Here is a 21,732-nt window from a genome sequence, read left to right on the forward strand (position 1 = left end):
CACGCTGCCGGGTGCAGCGGGTGCATTGGCTGGGGCAGGAGACCAACCATGACCGATTTGCTATTGAAGAAAAACTCCACCGATGGAGCCCTCGCAGTGCGCAAGCGCAGCCTGCTGGCGCCCCTGGCCGCCGCCCTGGTGCTGGCCGGTTGCATGACCCAGCCCGTGGCCCCCGCGCCGCATGCGGGTGTGCCCGTGCCCGCCAGCTTCACCGCAGGGGGCGACGCGTTGCCCACGGCCCCCTGGACGATCGCCGCCCCCGCCGAGGCGCAGCCGCGCGGCGAGTGGTGGTTGGGCTTTCAAGACCCGGTGCTGGCCGATCTGGTGCAGCGCGCGGGCCAGGCCAACACCAGCATCCAGCAGGCCGCCGCGCGCCTGGCCGAGGCCCGCTCGCTGCTGCGCTCTGCCGATGCCGCGCGCTCGGTGCAAGTGGGCGCCTCGGCCGGTGTGACGCGCCAGGCAGGCGCTGCCACCACGGGCAGCGCAGCACCCGCCACGCTGGGCACCGCGGGGCTCAACGCCTCGTACGAGCTGGACCTGTTCGGCCGTCTCTCGCAAACCAGCGACGCCGCACGGCTGGACGCCGATGCGCGCGAAGCCCTGCTGCAAAGCACGCGCCTGATGGTGCAGGCCGATGTGGCGCAAACCTACCTGCAGCTGCGCGCCGTGCAGGCCGAGCAGGTGCTGGTGCAAGAGAGTCTGGCCGCGTACCAGGACACCCTGCGCCTCACCCAGCGCCGCCTGCAGGCGGGCGACGTGGCCGAGCTGGACGTGGCCCGTGTGCAGACCGAGGTGGCCGCTACCGAGTCCGATGCCCTGGCCTTGCAGCGCCAGCAGGCCCTGCTGACCAACGCGCTGGCCGTGCTGGCAGGCGAGGTGGCCAGCGGCTTTGTGCTGCCGCCCGCGACGGGCGATGCCGCGTTGCCGGTGATCCCCCCCGGCGTGCCCGGCACGGTGCTGGCCCGCCGACCTGATGTGTCGGCCGCGCAAGCCGCCGTGCTGGCCGCGCAAGCGCGCGTGGGCGTGGCGCAGAAGGCCTGGTTCCCGGCCGTCACGCTCACGGGCAATGCGGGGCATGCGTCGCCCGAGCTGGGCGATCTGTTCAAGTGGTCCGCCCGTGCCTGGGGCGTGAGTGCACTGCTGTCGCTGCCGATCTTTGACGGCGGCCAGCGCGATGCGCAGATCGAGGGCGCGAAGGCGCGCCTGGAGGCTGCGCTGGCTGACCATCGGGGGCAGGTGCTGAACGCGTTTCGGGACGTGGAGGATCAGCTGACCTCGCTGCGTCTTCTGTCCGGCCAGGCCGAGGCGCAGGGGCGGGCGGTGACAGCTGCGCGGCGGGCCACGCAGTTGTCGGATGTGCGGTATCGCAATGGGCTGGTGAGTCAGTTGGAGTTGCTGGACGCGCGGCGCAGCGAGTTGCGCAATCGGCGGCAGGAGCTGCAGGTGCGGACGGCGCAGTATGTGGCGACGGTGGGGTTGATTCGGGCGCTCGGTGGAGGGTGGGGGGAGCAGCCTGCGGTGAAGTTGGCGCAGATGTCGCAATAGTTGTTCGGAGGTCTTTTGGCTGCTAGCGCTTAATGGATAAGCGCTAGCAGCTATTGTTTTCATAGTGCAGGATGTTTTCCAAATGTTGGGGCTGCGTCTGTCGGAGCCTTGGTGTGCTGGTTTGGAAGGTGTGCCTGTGTTCAGGGCGGAGGCCGGGAGTCGCCCGGCGTGCGAGTAACTTTCTTTCGCGTCGCCGAAAGAAAGTCACCAAAGAAAGGGCGACCCCCAGTCTGCGACCCCTTCGCTGCGCTCCGGGGCAAACCTGCGGCGGGGCGGTTGCGGGATGCGCCGCAGAACTCACTGCGCTGCTTCGCAGCTCCGCTCGGACAACTGCGGCGAGTCAGATCACGAAGCATGGGCGCTCCGACGCCCATGCCACCCCGCAACCGCCCCGCCGCAGGCGCAGCCAGCAGGGGTGGGACAGCCGAACAGCCATACGGCCCTTTGCTTCGCTCGGCCTCGCGGTCGCGGCGCGCAGCGCCTGCGCGTTCGGGGCCGAGCGCAGCGCAGCGAAGCAATGGCCCGTGTGGATGTCCGTTCCCCGGGGTTCCCTTAAGGATGCGCCGAGGAGCGCAGGTTTTGGCGGATCAGGGCTCGCGTCTGTTTGAGTGACGCGAAGCGGCGCGAGTTTAGCGAGACCCCGCCAAAACCGAGCACCGCAGGTTGCCCGTAGCGAAGCGAAGGGACGCAGCGTGTAGGGTCGCTTTCTCTTTGGTGACTTTCTCTTGGCGAGGCAAGAGAAAGTTACTGCGCCGCCGGGCGCACACCCCGGTTCCCGCCCTGAATCCAGGCATGCCGCACAGATTCGCGAGCGGGCGTGCACTGGCATCGACAAGCTCAGCACGAACGGGCAGAGCGCGAACCAATAACTATAAAAACAATAGCTGCCAGCGCTTATCCCACAAGCGCTAACGGCCAAAAATCCTAAAAATCCTCTCCATCACCCCTTCAACCACCCCCTCAACCGCTCCACCCCTTCCCCCAACCGCCCCACATCCCGACTCGCAAAACACCACCGCAACCACCCCGACGCTTCCCCCCCAAACGCACTGCCCGGCGCCAACCCCAACCCCGCCTCCCGCACCAACCGCTTGGCGAGTGGCAAACACTCGTCATGCCCGTCGATGTGAAAGAACGCATACATGCCCCCACGCGGCGTAGCCACCGACACCCCCGGCACATCGGCCAGCAACGGCACCAGCGTGTCCCGGCAGGTCTTCAGATGCGCCACCAGCGCAGGCGTCACCTCCTCCGTGCGCTGCAGCGCCACCGTGGCTGCGCGCTGCACAAACACCGGCGCGCACGAGGTGTTGAACTCGATCAGCTTGCCGACGGCATGCGTCAGCGATGGCGGCAGCACCAGCCAGCCCAGGCGCCAGCCGGTCATCAGAAAACTCTTGGAAAAACTGTGCGTCACGATCAGCCGGTCCTCGGGCTCAGCCACGTCCAGAAAGCTGGGTGCGGCGCCGTTGGCCGTGTCGCCTGCGTAGTACAGCCGCTCATACACCTCGTCCGCCAAAATCCACGTACCCGTGCGGCGGCAGTGCGCCAGAATGGTGGCTTGCTCCTCACGTGTCAGCGTCCAGCCTGTGGGGTTGTTGGGCGCGTTGACCACCAGCAGGCGCGTGCCGGGCGTGATGGCGGCCAGCAGCGCATCCATGTCCAGGCGCCAAGCGCCCTGTGCGTCGGCCACCAGCGGCACGGTGCGCACCTGTGCGCCCAGAATGCGTGGCTGCGCCACCAGGTTGGGCCACACGGGCGTCACCAGCACCACCTCGTCGCCCGCGTCCACCAGGGCCTGCACGGCCACCATCAGGCCGTTCACGCCGCCGGACGTCACTGCGATGTGGTCGAACCACGCATCGGTGTGCTGCTGCGGGTGCAGGCCGTGCATGTAGCCTGCAATCGCGTGGCGCAACTCGGGCAGGCCGAGGTTGTGGGCGTAAAAGGTTTCACCGTGCTGCAGCGACGCAATGGCCGCCTCACGGATGAAATCGGGCGTCACCTCGTCGCTCTCGCCAAACCAGAACTTGAGCACATCGCTGCGCCCCAGGCCTTCGTTGGCCACTTCGCGGATGCGCGACTCTTCGAGGCTTTGGACTACTTCTCGCATGCAATCTCCTTGAAATACACAGCCATCATCGCAGGCGTATAGTCGTTTTTTCGATTTTTTCACCACCTTGGCTGACCAACCAACGCTCATGACCTATCCCAACACCCAGCTCTTCATCGCAGGCCAGTGGCAAGACGCCGCCGAAGGCAAGACCCTTGCCGTGTTCAACCCCGCCACGGGCAAGGAAATCGGCCGCGTGGCCCATGCCACCAAGGTGGATCTGGACCGCGCCCTGGACGCCGCACAAAAGGGTTTTGAAGCCTGGCGCGACATGCCTGCCGCCGAGCGCGCCAAGACCATGCGCCGCGCAGCGGCCCTGATGCGCGAGCGCGCCGAGGCCATTGCCGCCATCATGGTGCAAGAGCAGGGCAAGCCCCTGGCCGAGGCCAAGGTCGAGACCATGGCATCTGCCGACATCATTGAATGGTTTGCCGACGAGTCGCTGCGCGTGTACGGCCGCATCGTGCCCTCGCGCAACCTCAAGGCGCAGCAGATGGTGCTGAAGGACCCGGTGGGCCCTGTAGCGGCCTTCACGCCATGGAACTTCCCCATCAACCAGGTGGTGCGCAAGCTGGCCGCCGCGCTGGCTGCGGGCTGCTCCATCCTGGTCAAGGCGCCTGAAGAAACCCCCGCCAGCCCGGCCGAGCTGATCCGCGCATTTGCCGACGCAGGCGTGCCCGTGGGCACCGTGGGACTGGTGTACGGTGACCCGGCTGAAATCTCCAGCTACCTGATCCCGCACCCCATCATCCGCAAGGTCACGTTCACCGGCTCCACGCCCGTGGGCAAGCAGCTGGCCGCGCTGGCCGGCAAGCACATGAAGCGCGTGACCATGGAGCTGGGCGGCCACGCACCGGTCATCGTGGCTGAAGACGCCGACCTGGAACTGGCCATCAAGATCAGCAGCGGCGCCAAGTTCCGCAACGCGGGGCAGGTCTGCATTTCGCCCACGCGCTATCTGGTGCACGAAAGCGTCCGTGCCGACTTTGTGGCCGCGTTTGCCAAGTACGCGCAGGGCCTGAAGGTGGGTGACGGCCTGACGGCGGGCACGCAGATGGGCCCGCTGGCCAACCCGCGCCGCATCACCGCCATGGCCGACTTGCTGGCCGATGCGGTGCAGCAGGGCGCCAAGGTGCTGGCCGGTGGCGAGCGCATTGGCAGCGAAGGCAACTTCTTTGCGCCCACGGTGCTGAACGACGTGCCCTTGTCGGCCCGCATCGTCAACGAAGAACCCTTCGGCCCCGTGGCTGCCGTGCGTGGTTTCACCAAGATCGAGGATGCCATTGCCGAAGCCAACCGCCTGCCGTTTGGCCTGGCTGGCTATGCCTTCACCACGTCGCTGAAGAACGCCCACCTGCTGGCCCAGCGCCTGGAAGTGGGCATGCTCTGGATCAACCAGGCCGCCGCCCCTGCGGCCGAGCTGCCGTTTGGCGGCCTGAAGGACTCGGGCTACGGCTCCGAAGGCGGCCCTGAAGCCATCGAGGCGCACATGAACACGCGCCTAGTGTCGATCATGAACGTGTAAAGCATGCCCCGCCGGGCGGCACGCGTTGGTGCGTGTCGCCTGCATCGAGTGGTGAACAAGGGCCTGCGGGCTGTCTCCCGGGAGTTTTCCGCGAGGCTGCGCGCAGGCCCTTTGCTTTGTTGTGGTGCGGCGGTACGCGCGGGGCTGCTGCAGTACGGCAAGATGCAATGGTGACGTGTGTGGAGGAAGGATTTGACACAGCCCATTAAAAACATATCATGATATATATCTAGGTGGCAAAACATGATCGAAGACATCGTCAAGGAACTCGGTTTTCTTACCCTCGGCACCCGCTTCAAGCGCATTGGCGAGGCGCTGCAGGCACAAACCCAGGCGCTGCTGACCGAGCACGGCATTGGCATGCCTGCGGCGCACTTCCCGCTGCTGGCCGCGCTGAACTGGCACGGCCCGCTGGGGGTGGGCGAACTGAGCCAGGCCGTGGGCGTGAGCCAGCCCGTGGTCACCCGCTCGCTCAAAGGCCTGGAGGACAGCGGCCTGGTGGTGTCCGAAGCGGTGGAGGGCGACCGGCGCATACGGCGTGTGGCGCTCAGCCCCGAGGGGCAGGCCCTGGTCCGGCGCGCCCAGCGCGAGGTCTGGCCCGTGATCGAAGCCTCGGTGGCCCAGGTGTGTGCATCGCTTGAAGGCCCTTTGCTGCAGCAACTCGCGGCGCTGGAGGTGGGCCTGCAGCGCACCTCGTTGCTACAACGCTCGGCGGCCGCCATTGCGAGTGAGCCGTCCCCGCGCAAGCGCAAAACCCCCGCCCTCAGCAAGCCCGCAAAAAAGACCCAGGAAACCTCACGATGAACACCACCAACAATCCCTTCGACCGGCCCGTCTGGGCATCCCTGGCCTATGCGCCCCTCCTGGCCGAAGGTGGCGACGAGGCCCGGCGCTACCGGCGTGATGTCAACCTGTTTGCATCCGCCCGGGACGACGGTGACGGCACCAGCCTGGCGGCCCTGGCCCCGCTGGTGGCCGAGGGCGAGGCCGTGTTTGTGCTGCAAGCCCAGCCTGCCCCCGTGCCCCTCGGCCTGCAGGCCCTGCGCCGCGCCGAGGGCGTGCAGATGCTGGCCACGCAGGCGATTGCGCCCGAGCCCGGCAAGGAAGACATCGTGGAGCTGGGCGACGCCGATGCCGCCGAGATGCTCGCCCTGGCCCAGCTCACCGAGCCCGGCCCGTTCCTGCCCCGCACCCACACCATGGGCCGCTTCATCGGCATCCGCGTGGGCGGCCGCCTGGCGGCCATGGCGGGCGAGCGCATGCGCTTTGCGGGCGGCACTGAGGTGAGCGGTGTCTGCACCCACCCCGACTTTCGCGGCCACGGCTTTGCACGCAGGCTGTCGTCCGTGGTGGCGCATGCCATCCAGCAGCGGGGCGACCAGGCGTTTTTGCACGCGTGGGCGACGAACACAGCGGCGATTGCTTTGTATGAAAGCCTGGGGTTTCGCATCCGCACCGGCGTACATGTGGTGGTGCTGGGGCGGTGAAGAAATTTCGGACAAGTTGCTGCATGCTGCGGCAGTGCCCGTTCCTGTGCGGTTGGCCGTTACCATTCCTTCCGTGACGGAGGTATCGGCCCATGCTGTTGACGCGACTGCTTGTTCCATGGTTGGCTTTGTTTTGCGCCTTGCCCGCTATCGCGGGCATGGAGAGAGAAAGCCACAGCACCCGTGGCGGATTGTTCTTTGCTTTGCTGCCGCCCGATGCCGAGCGGGTGATGGCACGTTTTGATGACAAGGCCCAGCTACAGCGGCTGGTGCAGCACTGCAATGCGGACAAGGCGGTGTTTGCATTGCAAGGCGGCGTGAAGTACCGGTGCAAGGCCGAGGTGTTCAAGACTCAGTCCGGCGCCGACGACTGGGACGTGACAGGGGTGACCGTGCAAGGCCCGGCCCGCCAGAGTGAGCGCAGGCAGTACGCGCTGTTTTCGATGGCGCCACCCGCCACGCCCCGGTGGGACGTGCGCAAGATCGACCCTGACCTCCGCACCGAACTGCAGACCTACATCCAGTCCGACACGCGCCGCTTTGGCGCACTGTTGCGCCAACTGAAGTGGGACGATGCCAGGTCGATCCAGCAGCCCCACGACGCCCCCGGCGCGCGCACCACGGTGGTGGTGCCTGGCAAGGTGGTGCGCGACGCGGACGCGTTCTACCAAGCGCAAAGGCACCATGTGTTTGTGCGCAGCAGCCAGGGCACTTATGCCTACATGGGTGAGGTGCCTGGCACCCCTGAGAGCCATGTCGATATCGATGGCAACGACCTGCCCGGGCTGGTGGTGGAGGAAGGGTGTGATGGCTGGTGCATCAGCCTGTGGCGCCTGACCGGCGGGCTGCGGCAGGTGGGGCGGTTTGGGGGGCATTGATGCCGCTGTATGTCTGCTCGGCACCCGCCATGTGGCAGACACTGCCCATCGGTGAAAGTCCCATGCGCCCGGCACATGTCCATTCGGACGCCCCGTCGCTGCCGTAGCATGTCCGCCTGTCCACACGCCAGCTGTACCCGATGCCTTCGATAGCACGTGCCACCAGAATTTTTCTGATCTGCGGACTGGCGGCCCATGCCGTGTGGCATGGCTACACCGCCGACCTTGCTGGCGAGACCGCCTGGGGCGGCTATGCCAAAGCGGCCGCCTGTGCTGTTGCCGCCATGGGCCTGTGGCGGGGCGTGATGTGGGGGCTCAGTCTGGCCAGCGTGGTGTGGATGATCGAGTGCTTGCGCTGGACGATGCGCTACTTCCTCTCTGCTGGCGAGCTGCGCGTGCCGCTGCTTTTGGACAGTCTTGTGGGCTCACCCACCCCGCTCCCGGTGCACATCGTTCTGGTCCTGGTGTTCGCTGTGGGCATGCTGGCGCCGTTGGTGGTGTTGGGGCGGCGTGGTGAAGGATTTCGGGGGGCGGCGTGGTGAAGGATGGCTCGGGGCAGTGCGTACCAAAAAACCAAAATTCAGATGACCATTAATAAGCAAGACCCTCAAGTGCCTGCCCTCAGGGATGCGGATTCGGAGCGTCCTATTCCTTCGGCTTGGCGACCGGTCATTTGTGAGATTGTTCGTGCGTTCGTGGGGCGAGACTACGCATTGAGCGTAGGTGTTCCCGGCGTTTCACCTGTGTCGTCTGAGACGGCAGAACATATCGAGAAATACATCCAGCATTACGGAGAGGAATTGGTGGAACTCCCGGAGGAAACCTGGGATTCCTCCGTGTGCATCTGGATGGGAGTTCGGTGGGATGCGCTGATTGATCTCTGGACGTCTTCCGAGGGAAGAAGTGACCTTGTGCTCAGTCTCAGGGTGTCTGAGGACGGTAGCGGGTTCAAGTTTGATGTCTACATGGTCTACGTACCATAGCGCGTGTCATGCGGGTTCGGGCACGAACGGATTGAGTACTCCCGGACCAGTGCGTTGAACTTCGCCGCGTTCTTGGTAGCCGCCGCAAATCCTCGCAAAACAAAGCCCCGGCTCATCGATAAGCCGGGGCTTTTTTTGTTTGCTATTATTTTTATAGCTACCAAGGCTTTTCCATAGCGCGGAGAAGCCCATTCTGGCTTGAATCTCTTCAAGCCAGCCTCTTCCCGTGCCCTCAGAACCGGTACGTCGAAGTCAGCGTGTACGTCCGCGCCTGCCCATAGAAGCAATCGCCCCGCGCCAGGCACTGGGTGATGTGCACCTTGTCGGCCAGGTTGACCACGTTGAAGGCCACGCGCCAGTCGCCTGCGTCGTAGGCCACCATCGCATCGGCCAGGGTGGCGGCCGGGGTGCTGATGGCGCTGGTGCCGCTCCATTGCGAGCCGGTGTAGCGCACACCTGCGCCCACGGTCCAGCCGCCACGGCCTTCGCTGGCAAAGCGGTGGCTCAGCCACGCGGATGCGGTGTGCTTGGGCACGCTGGCCACCGGGGTGCCCTGGTCGCCGGCGTTGCTGCGGCTGATCTTCGCATCGGTGAAGGCGTAGCCTACGGTGAAGTCCCACTGGCGTGCCAGGCTGGCCTGCACCTCGGCTTCGAAGCCCTTGACCTTGACTTCACCGATCTGCAGGCTGTTGAGCGGGTTGGTCGGGTCGGTGGTCTTGCGGTTTTTCTCGCGCAGCTGGTAGACGGCGGCGAAGGCGCTGATGCCCTGGCCGGGCGGTTGCCACTTCACACCGGCCTCCCACTGCTCGCCGCGCTGGGGCTTGAAGGGCACGCCGTAGAAGTTGGCGCCGCCCAGTGGCTGGAAGGATTCGGAATAGCCCGCATACGGGGCCCAGCCGCCGTCCATCTGGTAGGTGACGCCAGCGCGTTTGCTCCAGGCCTTGTCGTTGACGGCAGCGGCGGGGCGGCCTTCTGTGTCGCTCTTGGCGTTGTCATGGCGCAGGCCCAGGGTGGCGGTCCAGCGGCCCCACTTGATCTGGTCCTGGGCGTAGAAGCCCAGCTGGCGCTGCTCGACGCTGGGCACGCGTGCCAGGGCCGATGCCGATGGCGCCGTGAAGTTGCCGTACACGGGGTTGTAGACGTCGATGGCGGGCGCCACGGCGCGCCAGCTTTGCTGGCCCCAGTGGTTGCGCTGCACATCGAGGCCGCCCAGCACGGTGTGCTCGGCTTCGCCCCAGCGCAGCTTGCCTTCGACCTGCGTATCGACCAGCAGCATGCGCGCGTTGCCCAACGTCCACGAAGCATCGCGCAGCACGGTGCGGTTATCGGCGTTGAACACGGGGCGCGCGGGGCGGCCCTGGGCGGCATTGGCGGTGAAGCTGGTGTACAGCGTGCGGTAGTCCACGTCGCTCACGCTGCGGCGCAGGTTCTGGCGCACGGTCCAGGTGCTGTCGATCTGGTGGCTGAACAGGTAGCCCCAGGAGGTGCTTTCGGAGTTGTAGCGGTCCCAGCCGGGTTCACTGATGAAGGTGTTGGTGGGGATCTGCCCATAGCGGTTGGGCAGCTGCGTGCCCTGCCAGGGGAAGAAGCCGATGAGCGAGCCACTCTTGTCCTTCTGGTGCGTGAGCTGCAGTGTGAGCGAGGTGGCGGCACTGGGCTTCCAGGTCACGGTGGGGGCGATCACCACGCGGTCGTCGCGCACATGGTCTACCTGCGTGTCGCTGTCGCGGCCCACGGCCACCAGGCGGTAAAGCCATTCACCGTCCTGTGTGAGCTTGCCGGTCATGTCGGCGGCGATCTGCTTGCGTGCGTTGCTGCCCAGCTGCACCTGCACTTCGCGCTGCGTTTCGGCCTGCGGGCGCTTGCTGGTGAGGTTGAGCACACCGCCCACGCTGCCCTGGCCATACAACACCGACGAGGGGCCGCGCAGAAACTCGACACGTTCGAGCGTGTACGGGTCGGGCCGGGTGTCGTTCCAGTAACCGATGAAGCGCACCATGCCGTCCAGGTACTGCGTCACATCGCCGCCGCGCGCCTTGAAGGTGTCGCCCCGGCTGTCAAAGTAGTTCGACACCGCCCCGGCCGTGTACGCCGTCACCTGGCGCAGTGTCTGCACACCCTGGGCCTCCATCTGGTCGCGGGTGATGACGCTGATGGCCTGTGGGGTTTCGATGAGCGGCGTGTCGGTCTTGGTGGCGCTCAGGGCGCGCTTGGCCACAAAGCCGGTGACGGGGGCGGTGGGGTTCTCCTGCTCGGCGCCCGCGCTCACGGTGACCGGGGCGAGGGCTTTTTCTGCCGTGGGGGCGGTTGGGGCAGTGGGTGTGGCCTGCTGCGCATGGGCCGCGCCGCACAGGGCAAGCAGGGCCGCATGTGCGATGGCGGTGCGGCAGACGGTGATGCCAGATTGCATGGTGCTGTTTCTCCGAGGGTTGAAAAAAGGTTCAGGCCCGCTGGCCAGGCATGGCGTGTCGCGTGCCGGGTTGTGGGTGGGCCGATGGGGCAGCGCGCCGATGTGCCTTGGTCGCCGGTTGTCAGAACGTGTAGTCCAGCGACACCTGCAGGCTGCGGGGCGTGCCCGGCACCACAGCGGCAAAGCCTGCGGCGGTGGTCGAGCCGTCCAGGTAGTAGCGGCGGTTGCCCGCGTTCTTCAGGTTGGCCTGTATCCGCACGCCACCCGCAAACTGGTAGCCCACCGCCAGGTCCACCACGGTGTAGCCGGGCAGGCGCCACAGGTTGTCGTTGGCGGTGAACTTGTCGCCCTGGTGCACCAGGCCGCCGCCTACCCACAGACCGGGCAGCTGCGGCAGGCGGTACTGCGTCCACAGCGATGCGGCGCGGCGCGTGGCCAGCCCCACGCGGTGGCCCACGTTGGCACCGGCTACGGTGTCGGCCAGCACCTTGGGGTCGTGGAAGCTCGCGTTGGCCGTCACCGTCCAGCCAGGCGTGATGCGGCCTTGCAGCTCCAGCTCGATGCCCTGGATGCGCTGGCGAGCCGTGAGCACCGAGTAGCCCGGGTGTGCGGGGTCGTTGGCGGGGGCGTTGGTGAACTCCAGGTCAAAGGCGGCCACGGTGGTCATCAGTCGCTGGCCCAGCCATTCCTGCTTCCAGCCCACTTCCAGCTGCTTGCCCTCCGAAGGCGGGGCGGATTGCGCACCCCACACCAGCGTGCCCGAGTTGGCCTGGAACGAGCGCGCGTGGCTGGCGTAGACCATGCTGCCCGGGCGCGGCTGCCAGGTCAGTGCGGCGCTGGGCTGGGTCTTGCTCAGGTCGGTGACGGGCGTGGTGTAAGCGTCCTTGAAGCGGTCATGGCGCAGGCCCAGCAGCAGGCCGAAGTCGCCCAGCGCCAGGCGGTCTTGCACAAACAGGCCGGTGTTGCGTGCGTCGGTGGACAGCCGGGTCACGCCCGTGGAAGCCACGGGCGGCACCAGGCCCGCGATGGGGTTGTAGAGGTCGATGGTGCCCAGGTTGCCCCGGGTGACTGCGCCGTAGACGCCTGCATTGGCGCGCCAGTCCAGGCCCGCCAGCAACTGGTGCTGCACGGCTCCGGTCTGCACCTTGGCACGCAGCTCGGCCAGAGCGGTGTCGGCGGTGTATTCCTGCCCCGGCGCCAGCCAGTAGCCGCGCGCCACCTTGCCATTGGTGACGGGGCCCATGGGCGAGGGCAGGTTCACGTTGCGGTGGGTTTCGTTGCGCGAGAGGTGCACGCGGCCTTCGATGCCGTTGGCGAAGCGGTGCTGCAGTTCGGTGGAGTAAAAGCGCAGGCTCCCCTTGGTGTTGAGCCAGCGCTCGCCATAGAACGCGCCCACGGGCAGCACGTCGGCGCTGCGCGGGTTCTTGGGGTCGGGCACGGCCAGGCCCACGGTCGATACGCCCTCGCTGCTCTGGGTCTCGGCCTGCGCGCGCCAGACGGTGTCGGGCGTGATCTGCCACTCCAGGCTGCCCGCCACGCCCTGTTTGCGCGGGGTGTTGCCGTCCACAAAACTGCCGCCCCGGCTGGCGCCGCCGTCCAGGCGGTAGCGCAGCGTGCCGTCGGTGTTGAGCGGGCCGGTCAGATCAAAATCGGCGCTGCGCCAGCCATGGCTGCCTGCGCCGATCTTCACGGTGCGCAGCGGCTCGGCAAGGGGCCGCTTGCTCACATAGTTGATGAGCCCGCCGGGCGCGACCTGGCCAAACTCCAGCGCTGCGGGGCCCTTGATGACTTCCACACGGTCGATGTTGAACAGCGGTGGGTCCAGCAGGTGCGAAAACTTCGCGCCGTCGCGCAGGTAGTTGTTGATGTTGTTGGCCCACAGCCCCCGGATGGCGAACTGCGAGTACGAGCCGTAGTACTCGGTGCGCGCCGACACGCCCGAGGCGTTGCGCAGCACGTCGCGTTCGGTGGTTGCCATCTGCTGCTCCAGCAGCGCGTTGTCGATCACGCTGACCGAGCGCGGCGTCTCCAGCACCGACAGGCCCAGGCGCGAGCTGCTTTGCGCGCGGCGTGCGGGGGTGGCGGCGGCGCCAGCGGTGGAGTCCACCACATCCACCTGGCGCAACGAGGGCGCGGCCGGGGCGGTGGGTGCGGCAGGGGCAGCGTCGTCGGCCGTGCCCGTCTGTGCCTGGGCCATGCCATACAGAGCCAGCAGCACGGCCTGGGCGACGGCGGTGCGCAGAAGATGATAGTGGGTCATTTGCTATTGATTCGGTAGCTTAAGGCCGATATGCAGAGCGCGGCAGGGCCTGTTTTCATTCAAAAAACAGGCGCAGCGCAGCCGCGAAAAGTCTTGACCCGGCAGCCCCGCAGGTGGGGTGCAGGTTCCGGGTGTTGCAAGGGCCCCGCTGGGCCCCGCAGATCAGTGGCCCTTGGCGGGCGGCTCGGGCAGCGCGGGCGATGCCATGCCGTCCTTCTGCACAAAGCTCAGCGTGGTCACGTAGCTGGTTTCGCCATACGGCTTGCCCTGCGCCTCACCGGCGGTCTTGTCGCTGTGCTTGACCTCGGCCACGTACTGGCCCTTCCAGGGCAGGGCAAAGGTCACCGTGCCGTCGTCGCCGCTTTGTTCGCCGCGTGACCAGCCCGAGGGCGCCACCATCTCCACCTGCACCTTGGGCAGGGGCGCGCCGTTGAACACCACCTTGAACTCGCCGGGCTTGCCGGTGGGCACCAGGTCCAGAGCCTTGGTGTTGGCCTCGGCCGCCTGGCCCGCGTTGGCCACCCAGCGCGCGGCGGGCACCCACAGCATGGCGGGCTGGTTGCGCTTGCTGCGGTCGATCAGCGGGTAGCTGGCCGTGGCAAACAGCGTCTGTGCATCGGCCTGGGTGGTGTAGCTGAAGGCGTCCTTGCCCAGCTTGCCTTCCAGGCGCTGTGTGCCTGCAGCGCTGCGCTGGTCGAGTGCGGGCGCACCCAGGAACTTGTCGAGCGCACCGGGCGAAGACTCGCGCAGGTTCTCATTGAATTCGCCAAAGTGCAGGCGGGCCTGGCCACCTGCGTTTTCCAGCCACACCTGGTGGGCGTGGGCGCTGGTGACGGCGGTGAGGGACGCGCAGGCAATCAGGGTGGCGAGCAGCGGGGCCTGGAGGCGCAGGGACGATGACATGGCAGTTTCCTTTCGGTGGTTTCAACAAAAAATGTGCGTGCGCAGGGTGTGCCCGGCCCCGGCGGGGCCAGGGGCAATCCCTGTGCGAAAGAAGTTGGCTGCCTGCGCCCGGTGGTCTGGCGCTGGGTGGCTGGGGCCGGGCGGCTGGCTGAACGGCACCGCCCGGAGTGCGTCAGAAATCGACGCTGGCGCTCAAAGAGAAGGTGCGTGGCGCGCCCACCACCAGGTAGCCCGCGCCGGGGTAGCCGCCCGACGAGGCCCAGTAGTTGCGGTTGGTCGCGTTGTCCACGCGGGCGCGCAGCGTGACCAGGTGGCCCTGCACCTCGGTGAGGTAGCGCACGCCCAGGTCCAGGCGGTTCCAGCCGGGCACGCGCAGCGTGTTGGTGGCGTTGGCATAGACCGCGCCGGTGTGCACCAGGCGGCCATCCACGGCCAGGCCGCTCACGCCGGGCACATCCCATTCGGCGCCCACATTGGCCTGCAGCTTGGGCACGCCAATCACGCGGCGGCCATCGGTGCTGGCGGCGCCGGTGGCGATCTGCTTGGCATCGAGCCAGGTCAGGCCGCCCAGCAGGCGCAGACCCTTGGTCGCCTCGCCCTGCACGGCCAGCTCGATACCCTGGTGGCGGTCCTTGCCGCTGCTGCCAAAAAGGTTGTCGCTGCCCACATAGGCACGCGGCTTGGTGGTGGAGAACAGCGCCACGCTGCCGCCAAAGCGCCCGCCGTCCCACTTCACGCCCACTTCCTTTTGTTTGGAGACATAGGGCGCCAGCATCTCGCCCCGGTTGGCGGCGGTGCTGGGCGCGGTCTGACCCTGGCTCAGGCCTTCCACATAGTTGGCGTATACCGACAGGCTGTTGCCCCACTTGTACACCGCCGCCAGCAGCGGGCTGGTGCGGCTTTGGTCGTAGCGGTCGGTCTGCACGGCGGTGCCGTAGTCGTAGTTGGCGATCTCCAGCGACTGGTGGCGCAGGCCCACGGTGAGCAGCAGGCGGTTATCGAGCAGCGACATCGTGTCGCCCAGCGCCAGGCTGGTCAGGCGCGTGCTGCCGGTGATGCGCGGGTCGGCCAGGTCGCCGCCCCGGATGGTGTTGGCGCTCAGCGCGGGCAGGGCCGAATAGACGGGGCGGTAGAGGTTGGTAGCCTGCGTGTTGCCAAAGTCCATGGCATACGCGTTCTTCTTGTCGGCGCTGAAGTGCGACGCCACTGCCACCCATTCATGCCCCACGCTGCCGGTCTGCAGCCTGCCACGCAGGCCCAGTTCACCGGTGTTCACGCTGTCTTTGCGGGTGTTGTCAAAACGGTAGGTGGTGCCTGCGCCGGTGCTGCTGTTGGCCACCGTGAGGTTGGCCAGCGAATTCGCCTCGGTGCCCCGGCGCGCGCCCGCAGCCGCCCAGCCGGTCACGTTGGGTGTGATGTCCCACTCGCCGCGCAGCGTGCCAAAGGTGTCGCGTTCGTTGGAATAGGTCCAGGGCTGGGCAAAGTTGGTGGCGTTGTCGGGTGCAGTGGGCACCTGCGTGGCGGTGGCGGCCAGTGTCACGTTGGTGCGGGTGTTGCGCAGCTTGTGGTCTTGCCAGCCGATGTCGCCCGACAGGCGCACGTCGCGGCTGCGCCAGTCCAGGCCCACAGCCACCAGGCCCAGTTTCACGTCTTCATCGTCCACGCCGGTGCCGCCGCTGTGGGTGGCGGCATTCACGCGGATGCCGGTGTTGCCGTCGGGCCCGAAGCGGCGGGCCACATCGGCCGCCAGCTGCGTCTGGCTACCGCTGGCCACGCCAAAGGTCACGCGGTTCAGGGGCTCGTTGGGTGCGCGCTTGGGCAGCAGGTTGATGCTGCCGCCAATACCGCCGCCATTGGGGCTGGCGCCGTTCAAAAAGGCCGAGGCGCCGCGCAGTACCTCCACGCGCTCGAACAGCTCGGTAGCGATGTACTGGCGCGGCAGCAGGCTGTACAGGCCGTTGTAGGCCGTGTCGTCCGACCCGAGCAGGAAGCCGCGAATGAAGTACGACTCCTGAAAGTTGCCAAAGCCCCGCGCCACACGCACCGTGGGGTCGTTCTGCAGCACGTCGCCCACGCTGCGCGCGTGGCGGTCCTGGATCAGCTCGTTGGTGTAGCTGGTGATGGAAAACGGTGTCTCCATCGCATCGTGCGTGCCCAGCACGCCCGCGCGGCCGCCGCGCGCCACCTGGCCGCCGGGGTAGGCGGGCGACAAACCCTGGGCCGATGCATCGGCACTGGCGTTCACGGTCACGGTGGACAGGGTCTTGGTTTCGCTCGCAGTGGCGGGAACTGCAGCTTGCTGCGCATGCAGCGCAGGTGTGGCCAGGGCCAGCACCACCACGGCTGCAGCCATGGCAACAGGGGTGGTTGGGAATGCCGGGCGCAGCAGCGGGGCGGAGTGGGGCGATGGTGCGGAGCGCATGGGGATGGAACTAAAAAACGGAGAACTCAGCGGGGTGCGGAGGAAGGAGTTGTGGGTGCGTTGGTAGCGTCGGCAGCCGCCCGTGTGCGGGGCCAGCTGTACCAGCCCATCACCGCCACCGGCACACCCAGCGCCACCCATGACCACCAGTCGCCCCAGGTGTCAGACACCAGGGCCGTGAGCAGCCCGGTGGTGGTGAGCACACCCATCAGGATGGGCGCGCCCCACAGGGCCCAGAAAGGGCTGGGCTTTTTCATGCGGCCCCCTCGGTGGTACGCGCGGCGCCCGATGCGGGCAATGCGCCGCCCGCAAAGCCGCCGGTGGTGCTGCCAGCGGCTGGTGTTGCGGGGCTTGCTGCCTGCACGCCCTTGCGCAGCCACAGATACAGCCCGCTGCCCAGCACCACGATGGTGGCGATGTCGAGCAGCGCCCAGAGGATCTTCATCGGCATGCCGCCGTAGTCGCCAAAGTGCAGCGGCTGCGACACCAGCAGCGCCGTCAGGTACCAAGGCAGCGCAGGCGACGCCGTGACCTGCGCCGTGCGCGCATCCACCAGCACCGGCTTGAGCAGCTTGGAGGTGAGCGGCTCGTTGCCGCGCATAAAAAACGTGTTGTGGTGCGGGCTGGAGAACGCCGTGCCCGGGAACGCAATGAACGACAGCTTGGTGCCCGGCGCCTGGGCCTGCGCCACCTCCAATGCCTGCTGCAGCGGCCCCCGCTCGGCAGCGGGCACGGTGGGCTGGCCTTCATAGGGCTTGAGCAGCACCGAGAGCTGGTCGTACTGCCAGTATTTGATGAGCAGGTCGGCCCACGTGTTGATCATCCCCGTGCCGCCCACCACAAAGGCCCACACCAGCGTGACGATGCCCAGCAGGTTGTGCAGGTCGAGCCACTTCACGCGCGTGGAGCGGTCCCGCCGCACCTCGCCAAACGCCAGCTTGCGCATGAAGGGGGCATACAGCACCACGCCGGTGACGATAGCCACCAGCAGCAACAAGCCCATGAAGCCCAGAAACAGCTTGCCCGGCAGCCCCGCAAACAGGTCCACATGCAGGCGGAACATCACATGCATGAAGCCCTCGTCAAACCGTGGCTGCGCCAGCACCTGGGCCGTGCGCGCATCCACCGCCACCGACTTGAAATCGTCCGTGGGCGCCGGTGTGGGCGTGAGCGTGACGAACCAGACGTTGTTGTCGTCCTCAGCGTGCGACGCGAACTGCACCACACGATCCGGGTGCAGCGCGTGTGCGGTGGCCAGCACCTTGTCGAGGCTGGCGCGCGGTGTGTTGGCGGGCATGGCGGGCGCCTCGACCTCGGTGCCCAGCAGGTGGCCAATTTCGTGGTGAAAGATCAGCGGCAGGCCGGTGATGCACAGCAGCAGCATGAAGACGGTGCACACCAGGCTGGACCACTTGTGGGTCCAGCTCCAGCGGCGCAGGGCGGTGGGGCTCAGCATGGCGTGGGGGCGGGGTGGCAAGGGCCGTCGAGCAGTCGCACCACCACCAGCGCCGCCCACGGCACGGGGCGCGCTGTCGCAACAGAGAAGGCGAAAAAGTGGTTCATCAAGCCAGACAACCCGGAAACATCGAAAGACGGTGGGTGCTGGCTGCAGCCGGGAGGCCTGTTCAAAAAGAGGCTCCGGGGGAGGGCTGTGGCTTGCGGAAACCTAATTTTACATTGCAAATGGGAATTGTTTTTATTCGTGACTGCGTGCGAGGTAAGGGTGTTGGGAAAACGGCGCGGACTGCGGTTCGGCAGGCGCTTGGTGGGAGGAGCGGCTTGGCGCGCAGGGGCTGCTGGTGCGGGGCGCGTTTTGAGCCTGCAGGCTATAGTCCCTTCGCCTCAATGCGCTGGTTTTGCAGAGATTCGCACTTGCGTTTGAACTCAGTGCATCGGCTTCTAACCCAGGCTGCGAGCCGCTCTCAGGAGAGTTCTGTGTCCACGATATCCCGCGCCGTTCGGTCCATCTCGCACGCGTCTGTGGCATGCATGGCTGCCTTGCTCGGGCCCGCTGTTCTGGCCCTGCTGTGTGTGGGCGGTGCACATGCCGCAGACGGGAACACATCCGCAGAGCAAAGGGCCCGGCTCGCAATAGCCCCCGAGTTTCGGCATTCCGACTTTGTCTGGACCACTGCAGAAGGCGACTTGAACGGCGACGGCGTTCCAGACCTGGCCCTGTTGCTGACAAGGCACAAAGAAGAAGGCCCGCGAGAGGAGCGGTTGCTTGTCCTGACCGGGAGGGCGGATGGCAGCTATCAGGTGCTCTCGGCGTCCGGCGAGTTCTGCCACCCCAGCAAGTTCTACAACCTGGACATCAAGAACAATTCGTTGTTCGTTCAGGCGGTCTTCTACGCCGACGCCGCCCGGTTCTCGGGCTTCACGCTGCAGTTCCGCTACAACGCCAAGACCAAAGACCTGGAACACATCGGCGAGCAGCAGGACGACGAAGACTATTCCAGCAACGCCTCTTACCGGGTGAGCCTCAACTACCTGACCAACGCCGCCATCCATTCGCGGCGAGCTGGAAAGAAGTACAAGGAGGTGAGAGGCCGGATCACCGATGCGCCGGGCGTGCTGCCTCTGAACGGGTTTGTCTGCGAAGGCTATGGCATGACGAGTTCATCGGTCTACCTGGATGAAAGTTTCAAGGTCCTCAAGAAGGGCGGGACGCCGCCATGAGGCGGAGCGGGTTCGTCGAAGGGGCCCGCAGCGCGGTCAACATGACCGCCATATCCTTTTCAAAGAGCGCTGCTGCGGTCCGTTCACTGCCCATGTGAGGCATCAGGCGTTTGACGCTCTGGCAAAAAGAGGCACTTCGATGGGGAGGTCTTTATGCTATTGAATTTATAGCTATAAATCCATGGCCATCAGGCGGAAGAGGCCAAATTTTCTTAAATTTTTTGGCCCTTTGACCCCTTCCGCCATTCCCCCTCCTCAGAACCGCGTCCGCAACGTCACCTGCACCGCACGCGGCGAGCCGGGCAGGATCAGGTTGTCGTTGCTGCCGTGGCTGGACACGTAGTACTTGCGGTTGGCCAGGTTCTTGATGTTCACGTCCACATCCCACTGGCCCAGCGTGTATTGCAGGGCGGCGTCCACCGTGGTGTAGGCGGGCAGGGTGACCAGGTTGGTGAGCGAGGTGAAGCGGGCGCCCACATGGTTCACGCCGCCACCCACGCGCAGGCCGTGGCCCAGGTCCTTCATGGCCCAGAGGAAGGCGGAGTTGCGAGGTGTGAGTGCGGGCACCTTGCCCTGGGCCGCGATGGCGGCCGTGGGCAGTTGGGTGGACGTGGTGGTGGCCAGCGACTTGGTCATGCGGCCGTCCAGCCAGGCGTAGCCCGCGCTCACATCCCAGCGGCCGGGCAGGCGGCCGTTGGCGGTCAGCTCCAGGCCGTTGGTGCGCTGGGTGCCCACGTTGATCTGGCGACCGGGGTTGGCGGGGTCGGTGTTCTTGATGTTGGTGCGCTCCAGGTTGAAGAGCGCGCCGGTCACGTTCATGCGGCCGTCGAGCAGGTCGAGCTTCACGCCGATCTCCTTGTTCTCGGTGATCTCTGGTTCGGCGCCGGTGTTGTTGGCGGCCAGCGCAAACGCTTCGGCCGAGGGCTGGAAGGACTTGCTGTACGACACGTAGTACGACACCGTATCGCTGGGCTGCCACACCAGGCCGGCGCGGGGGCTGAATTTCTTGTCGGTGCGCGAGAGGGTGCTCAGCTTGCGGTCAAACGTGGTCTCTTGCCCGAACACGTCGTAGCGCGCGCCCACCAGCGCCTTCCATTGCGGGGCCAGCGTGATCTGGTTTTGCCAGTACAGCGCGGCCGTGTCTTGTGTGGTGTGGCTGGGGATGGCGTTGTCGGCGTTGTAGTTGGCCGCCGGGATGACGGGGGCTGCGGCGATGGGGTTGAAGATGGACACACGGTCCGCACCGCCAGAGACGGATTCAGAGCGTTTTTTCTGCTGGCCCAGCTCCACCCCCATCAGCCACTCTTGCTTGAAGCCGCCCAGCTGGTTGCGCCAGGTGACGTCGGTCTGGTTGAAGACGCCTTTTTCGTCGCGCAGGATGAAGGCCCGGGTGCGGCCCACCGTCAGGTTCACCGGGTCGGTGGTGCCGCCGGGCAGGGTGTTGTAGCGGTCGAGCGTGTAGTCGTACACGCGCGTGACATTGCGCACCGACCAGTTGTCGTTGAAGCGGTGGTTCAGCGTGGCCGCCAGCGACTGCATGGTGCTGGTGGTGGTGTCGTCCTGCGCCGCGTTGCGGGAGCCGTAGTACGTGCTGGCAGGCACGTTGACGGGGCGGCCGTTCAGGGCCGGGATGCCGAAGTCGGTCAGGCGCTTGTCGCGTGCGTTGGTGTACTGCAGCAGCAGGTCGGTTTGTGCGGCGAGCTTGAGCGCGAGCGACGGCGCGAAGTTGTGGCGCTTGACGAACTGCTGGTCGCGGTAGCTGCCGGAGTCTTCCACAGCGGCGTTGATGCGGAAGGCGGCGGTGTCGCTGATGCCCACATTCACATCGGCCGTGGCGCGGCGGTAGTCGAAATTGCCCAGGCCCAAGCTGGCCTCGCCCGAGGTCTCGCCGAACTTGGGCTTCTTGGTCACGCGGTTGATCAGGCCGCCCGATGATCCGCGTCCGTACAGCACGGCCGCAGGGCCCTTGAGCACTTCCACGCGCTCGATGTCGGCCAGGTCGCGGAAGTACAGCGCGTCGTCGCGCACGCCGTCCACAAACTGGTCGGCGATGGCAGTGAAGCCGCGTATCACCACCTGGTCGCGCTGGCCGTCGCCGTGGCTCATGGCCACGCCGGGCACGTTGCGCAGCGCGTCTTCCATCGAGCGGGCCCCTTGGTCGCGCAGGAGCTGCTCAGGCACCACGTTCACGGCCTGGGGCACGTCGCGCAGCGGTGCGCTGCCCTTGGTGGCCGATGTGCTGGCAGCGGGGGCGTAGCCGTCGTCACCGCTGGTGGATTGCACGGTGACTTCACCCAGTGTCTGGGTGGGCGCAGCGGGTGGTGTGGCCTGCGCCAATGCGGTGCCGCAGAAGGCGGCCAGGACGGCGGCGGCCAGCGGGTGCAGGACGTGCGGGTGACAGAAAGAGCGATGGAAAGGTGCGTGCATGGTTTGTCCTTGGTGTGTGCGCAACGCGTTGGAGAACGGCTCTGCAGGCACCGGGCCTGGCGCGGGCCCGTGGGGCCGGTGGCTGGGAGGGCGCAGAGAG

General features: G+C 66.6%; 16 protein-coding genes. 8 read left to right on the forward strand and 8 right to left on the reverse strand.

Features of this window, described 5'->3' with window-relative positions; genetic code table 11:
- Nucleotides 1–48 precede the first annotated feature (48 nt).
- Entirely contained in the window at nt 49–1,545 is a 1,497-nt protein-coding gene (locus CBY09_RS01895; RefSeq protein WP_094285803.1) for an efflux transporter outer membrane subunit, read from the forward strand.
- A gap of 940 nt (nt 1,546–2,485) precedes the next feature.
- Here CBY09_RS01895 and CBY09_RS01900 read toward each other — a convergent pair.
- Complete coding sequence (locus tag CBY09_RS01900; protein WP_094285805.1) at nt 2,486–3,658, reverse strand: pyridoxal phosphate-dependent aminotransferase; 1,173 nt, start codon at nt 3,656–3,658, stop codon at nt 2,486–2,488.
- 88 nt (nt 3,659–3,746) lie between these two features.
- Between CBY09_RS01900 and CBY09_RS01905 the strand changes: the two genes are divergently transcribed.
- The 6 genes from CBY09_RS01905 (at nt 3,747) to CBY09_RS24285 (ending at nt 8,531) form a co-directional block, all read left to right on the forward strand.
- Nucleotides 3,747–5,183, forward strand: coding sequence for an NAD-dependent succinate-semialdehyde dehydrogenase (locus CBY09_RS01905; RefSeq protein WP_094285807.1), 1,437 nt, complete (start codon nt 3,747–3,749; stop codon nt 5,181–5,183).
- 243 nt (nt 5,184–5,426) lie between these two features.
- A complete protein-coding gene (locus CBY09_RS01910) occupies nt 5,427–5,987 on the forward strand; it encodes a MarR family winged helix-turn-helix transcriptional regulator (RefSeq protein WP_094285809.1) in 561 nt (186 codons plus the stop codon).
- Nucleotides 5,984–6,670, forward strand: coding sequence for a GNAT family N-acetyltransferase (locus CBY09_RS01915; RefSeq protein WP_094285811.1), 687 nt, complete (start codon nt 5,984–5,986; stop codon nt 6,668–6,670). The genes CBY09_RS01910 and CBY09_RS01915 overlap by 4 nt, the downstream gene beginning before the upstream one ends.
- Nucleotides 6,671–6,861: 191 nt before the next feature.
- Nucleotides 6,862–7,548 (forward strand): hypothetical protein, encoded by a 687-nt coding sequence (locus CBY09_RS01920; RefSeq protein ID WP_133066221.1) that lies wholly within the window; start codon nt 6,862–6,864, stop codon nt 7,546–7,548.
- A 140-nt stretch (nt 7,549–7,688) separates the two neighbouring features.
- Nucleotides 7,689–8,090, forward strand: coding sequence for a hypothetical protein (locus tag CBY09_RS01925; protein ID WP_133066222.1), 402 nt, complete (start codon nt 7,689–7,691; stop codon nt 8,088–8,090).
- Between the two features lie 42 nt (nt 8,091–8,132).
- The gene (locus CBY09_RS24285) at nt 8,133–8,531 is read left to right on the forward strand and encodes a DUF7668 domain-containing protein (protein ID WP_094285923.1); all 399 of its coding nucleotides are present in this window, start codon (nt 8,133–8,135) and stop codon (nt 8,529–8,531) included.
- Nucleotides 8,532–8,763: 232 nt separating this feature from the next.
- On the opposite strand, the gene CBY09_RS01935 is transcribed toward CBY09_RS24285, so the two are convergent.
- The 6 genes from CBY09_RS01935 to CBY09_RS01960 form a co-directional block, all read right to left on the reverse strand.
- Nucleotides 8,764–10,941 carry a TonB-dependent siderophore receptor gene (locus tag CBY09_RS01935; RefSeq protein WP_094285817.1) on the reverse strand — a complete coding sequence of 726 codons (2,178 nt, stop codon included), beginning with the start codon at nt 10,939–10,941 and terminating at the stop codon, nt 8,764–8,766.
- 121 nt (nt 10,942–11,062) lie between these two features.
- Nucleotides 11,063–13,201, reverse strand: coding sequence for a TonB-dependent siderophore receptor (locus tag CBY09_RS01940; protein WP_094285819.1), 2,139 nt, complete (start codon nt 13,199–13,201; stop codon nt 11,063–11,065).
- Between the two features lie 162 nt (nt 13,202–13,363).
- On the reverse strand, nt 13,364–14,104 hold the full coding sequence (locus CBY09_RS01945; RefSeq protein WP_094285821.1) for a DUF4198 domain-containing protein: 741 nt from the start codon (nt 14,102–14,104) through the stop codon (nt 13,364–13,366).
- Nucleotides 14,105–14,276: 172 nt separating this feature from the next.
- Nucleotides 14,277–16,457 (reverse strand): TonB-dependent receptor, encoded by a 2,181-nt coding sequence (locus CBY09_RS01950; RefSeq protein ID WP_205734075.1) that lies wholly within the window; start codon nt 16,455–16,457, stop codon nt 14,277–14,279.
- Between the two features lie 95 nt (nt 16,458–16,552).
- Nucleotides 16,553–16,783: a hypothetical protein gene (locus CBY09_RS01955; RefSeq protein WP_094285825.1), complete on the reverse strand. Its 231-nt coding sequence runs from the start codon at nt 16,781–16,783 to the stop codon at nt 16,553–16,555.
- Nucleotides 16,780–17,982, reverse strand: coding sequence for a PepSY-associated TM helix domain-containing protein (locus CBY09_RS01960; protein ID WP_094285827.1), 1,203 nt, complete (start codon nt 17,980–17,982; stop codon nt 16,780–16,782). Before CBY09_RS01960 ends, CBY09_RS01955 begins: the two co-directional genes overlap by 4 nt.
- A 533-nt stretch (nt 17,983–18,515) precedes the next feature.
- On the opposite strand from CBY09_RS01960, the gene CBY09_RS23590 reads away from it, so the two are divergent.
- Nucleotides 18,516–19,205: a hypothetical protein gene (locus CBY09_RS23590; RefSeq protein WP_133066223.1), complete on the forward strand. Its 690-nt coding sequence runs from the start codon at nt 18,516–18,518 to the stop codon at nt 19,203–19,205.
- Between the two features lie 255 nt (nt 19,206–19,460).
- On the opposite strand, the gene CBY09_RS01970 is transcribed toward CBY09_RS23590, so the two are convergent.
- Nucleotides 19,461–21,632 (reverse strand): TonB-dependent receptor, encoded by a 2,172-nt coding sequence (locus CBY09_RS01970; RefSeq protein WP_094285831.1) that lies wholly within the window; start codon nt 21,630–21,632, stop codon nt 19,461–19,463.
- Nucleotides 21,633–21,732 lie beyond the last annotated feature (100 nt).

Source organism: Acidovorax kalamii, from assembly GCF_002245625.1.
GTDB lineage: Bacteria > Pseudomonadota > Gammaproteobacteria > Burkholderiales > Burkholderiaceae_C > Acidovorax > Acidovorax kalamii.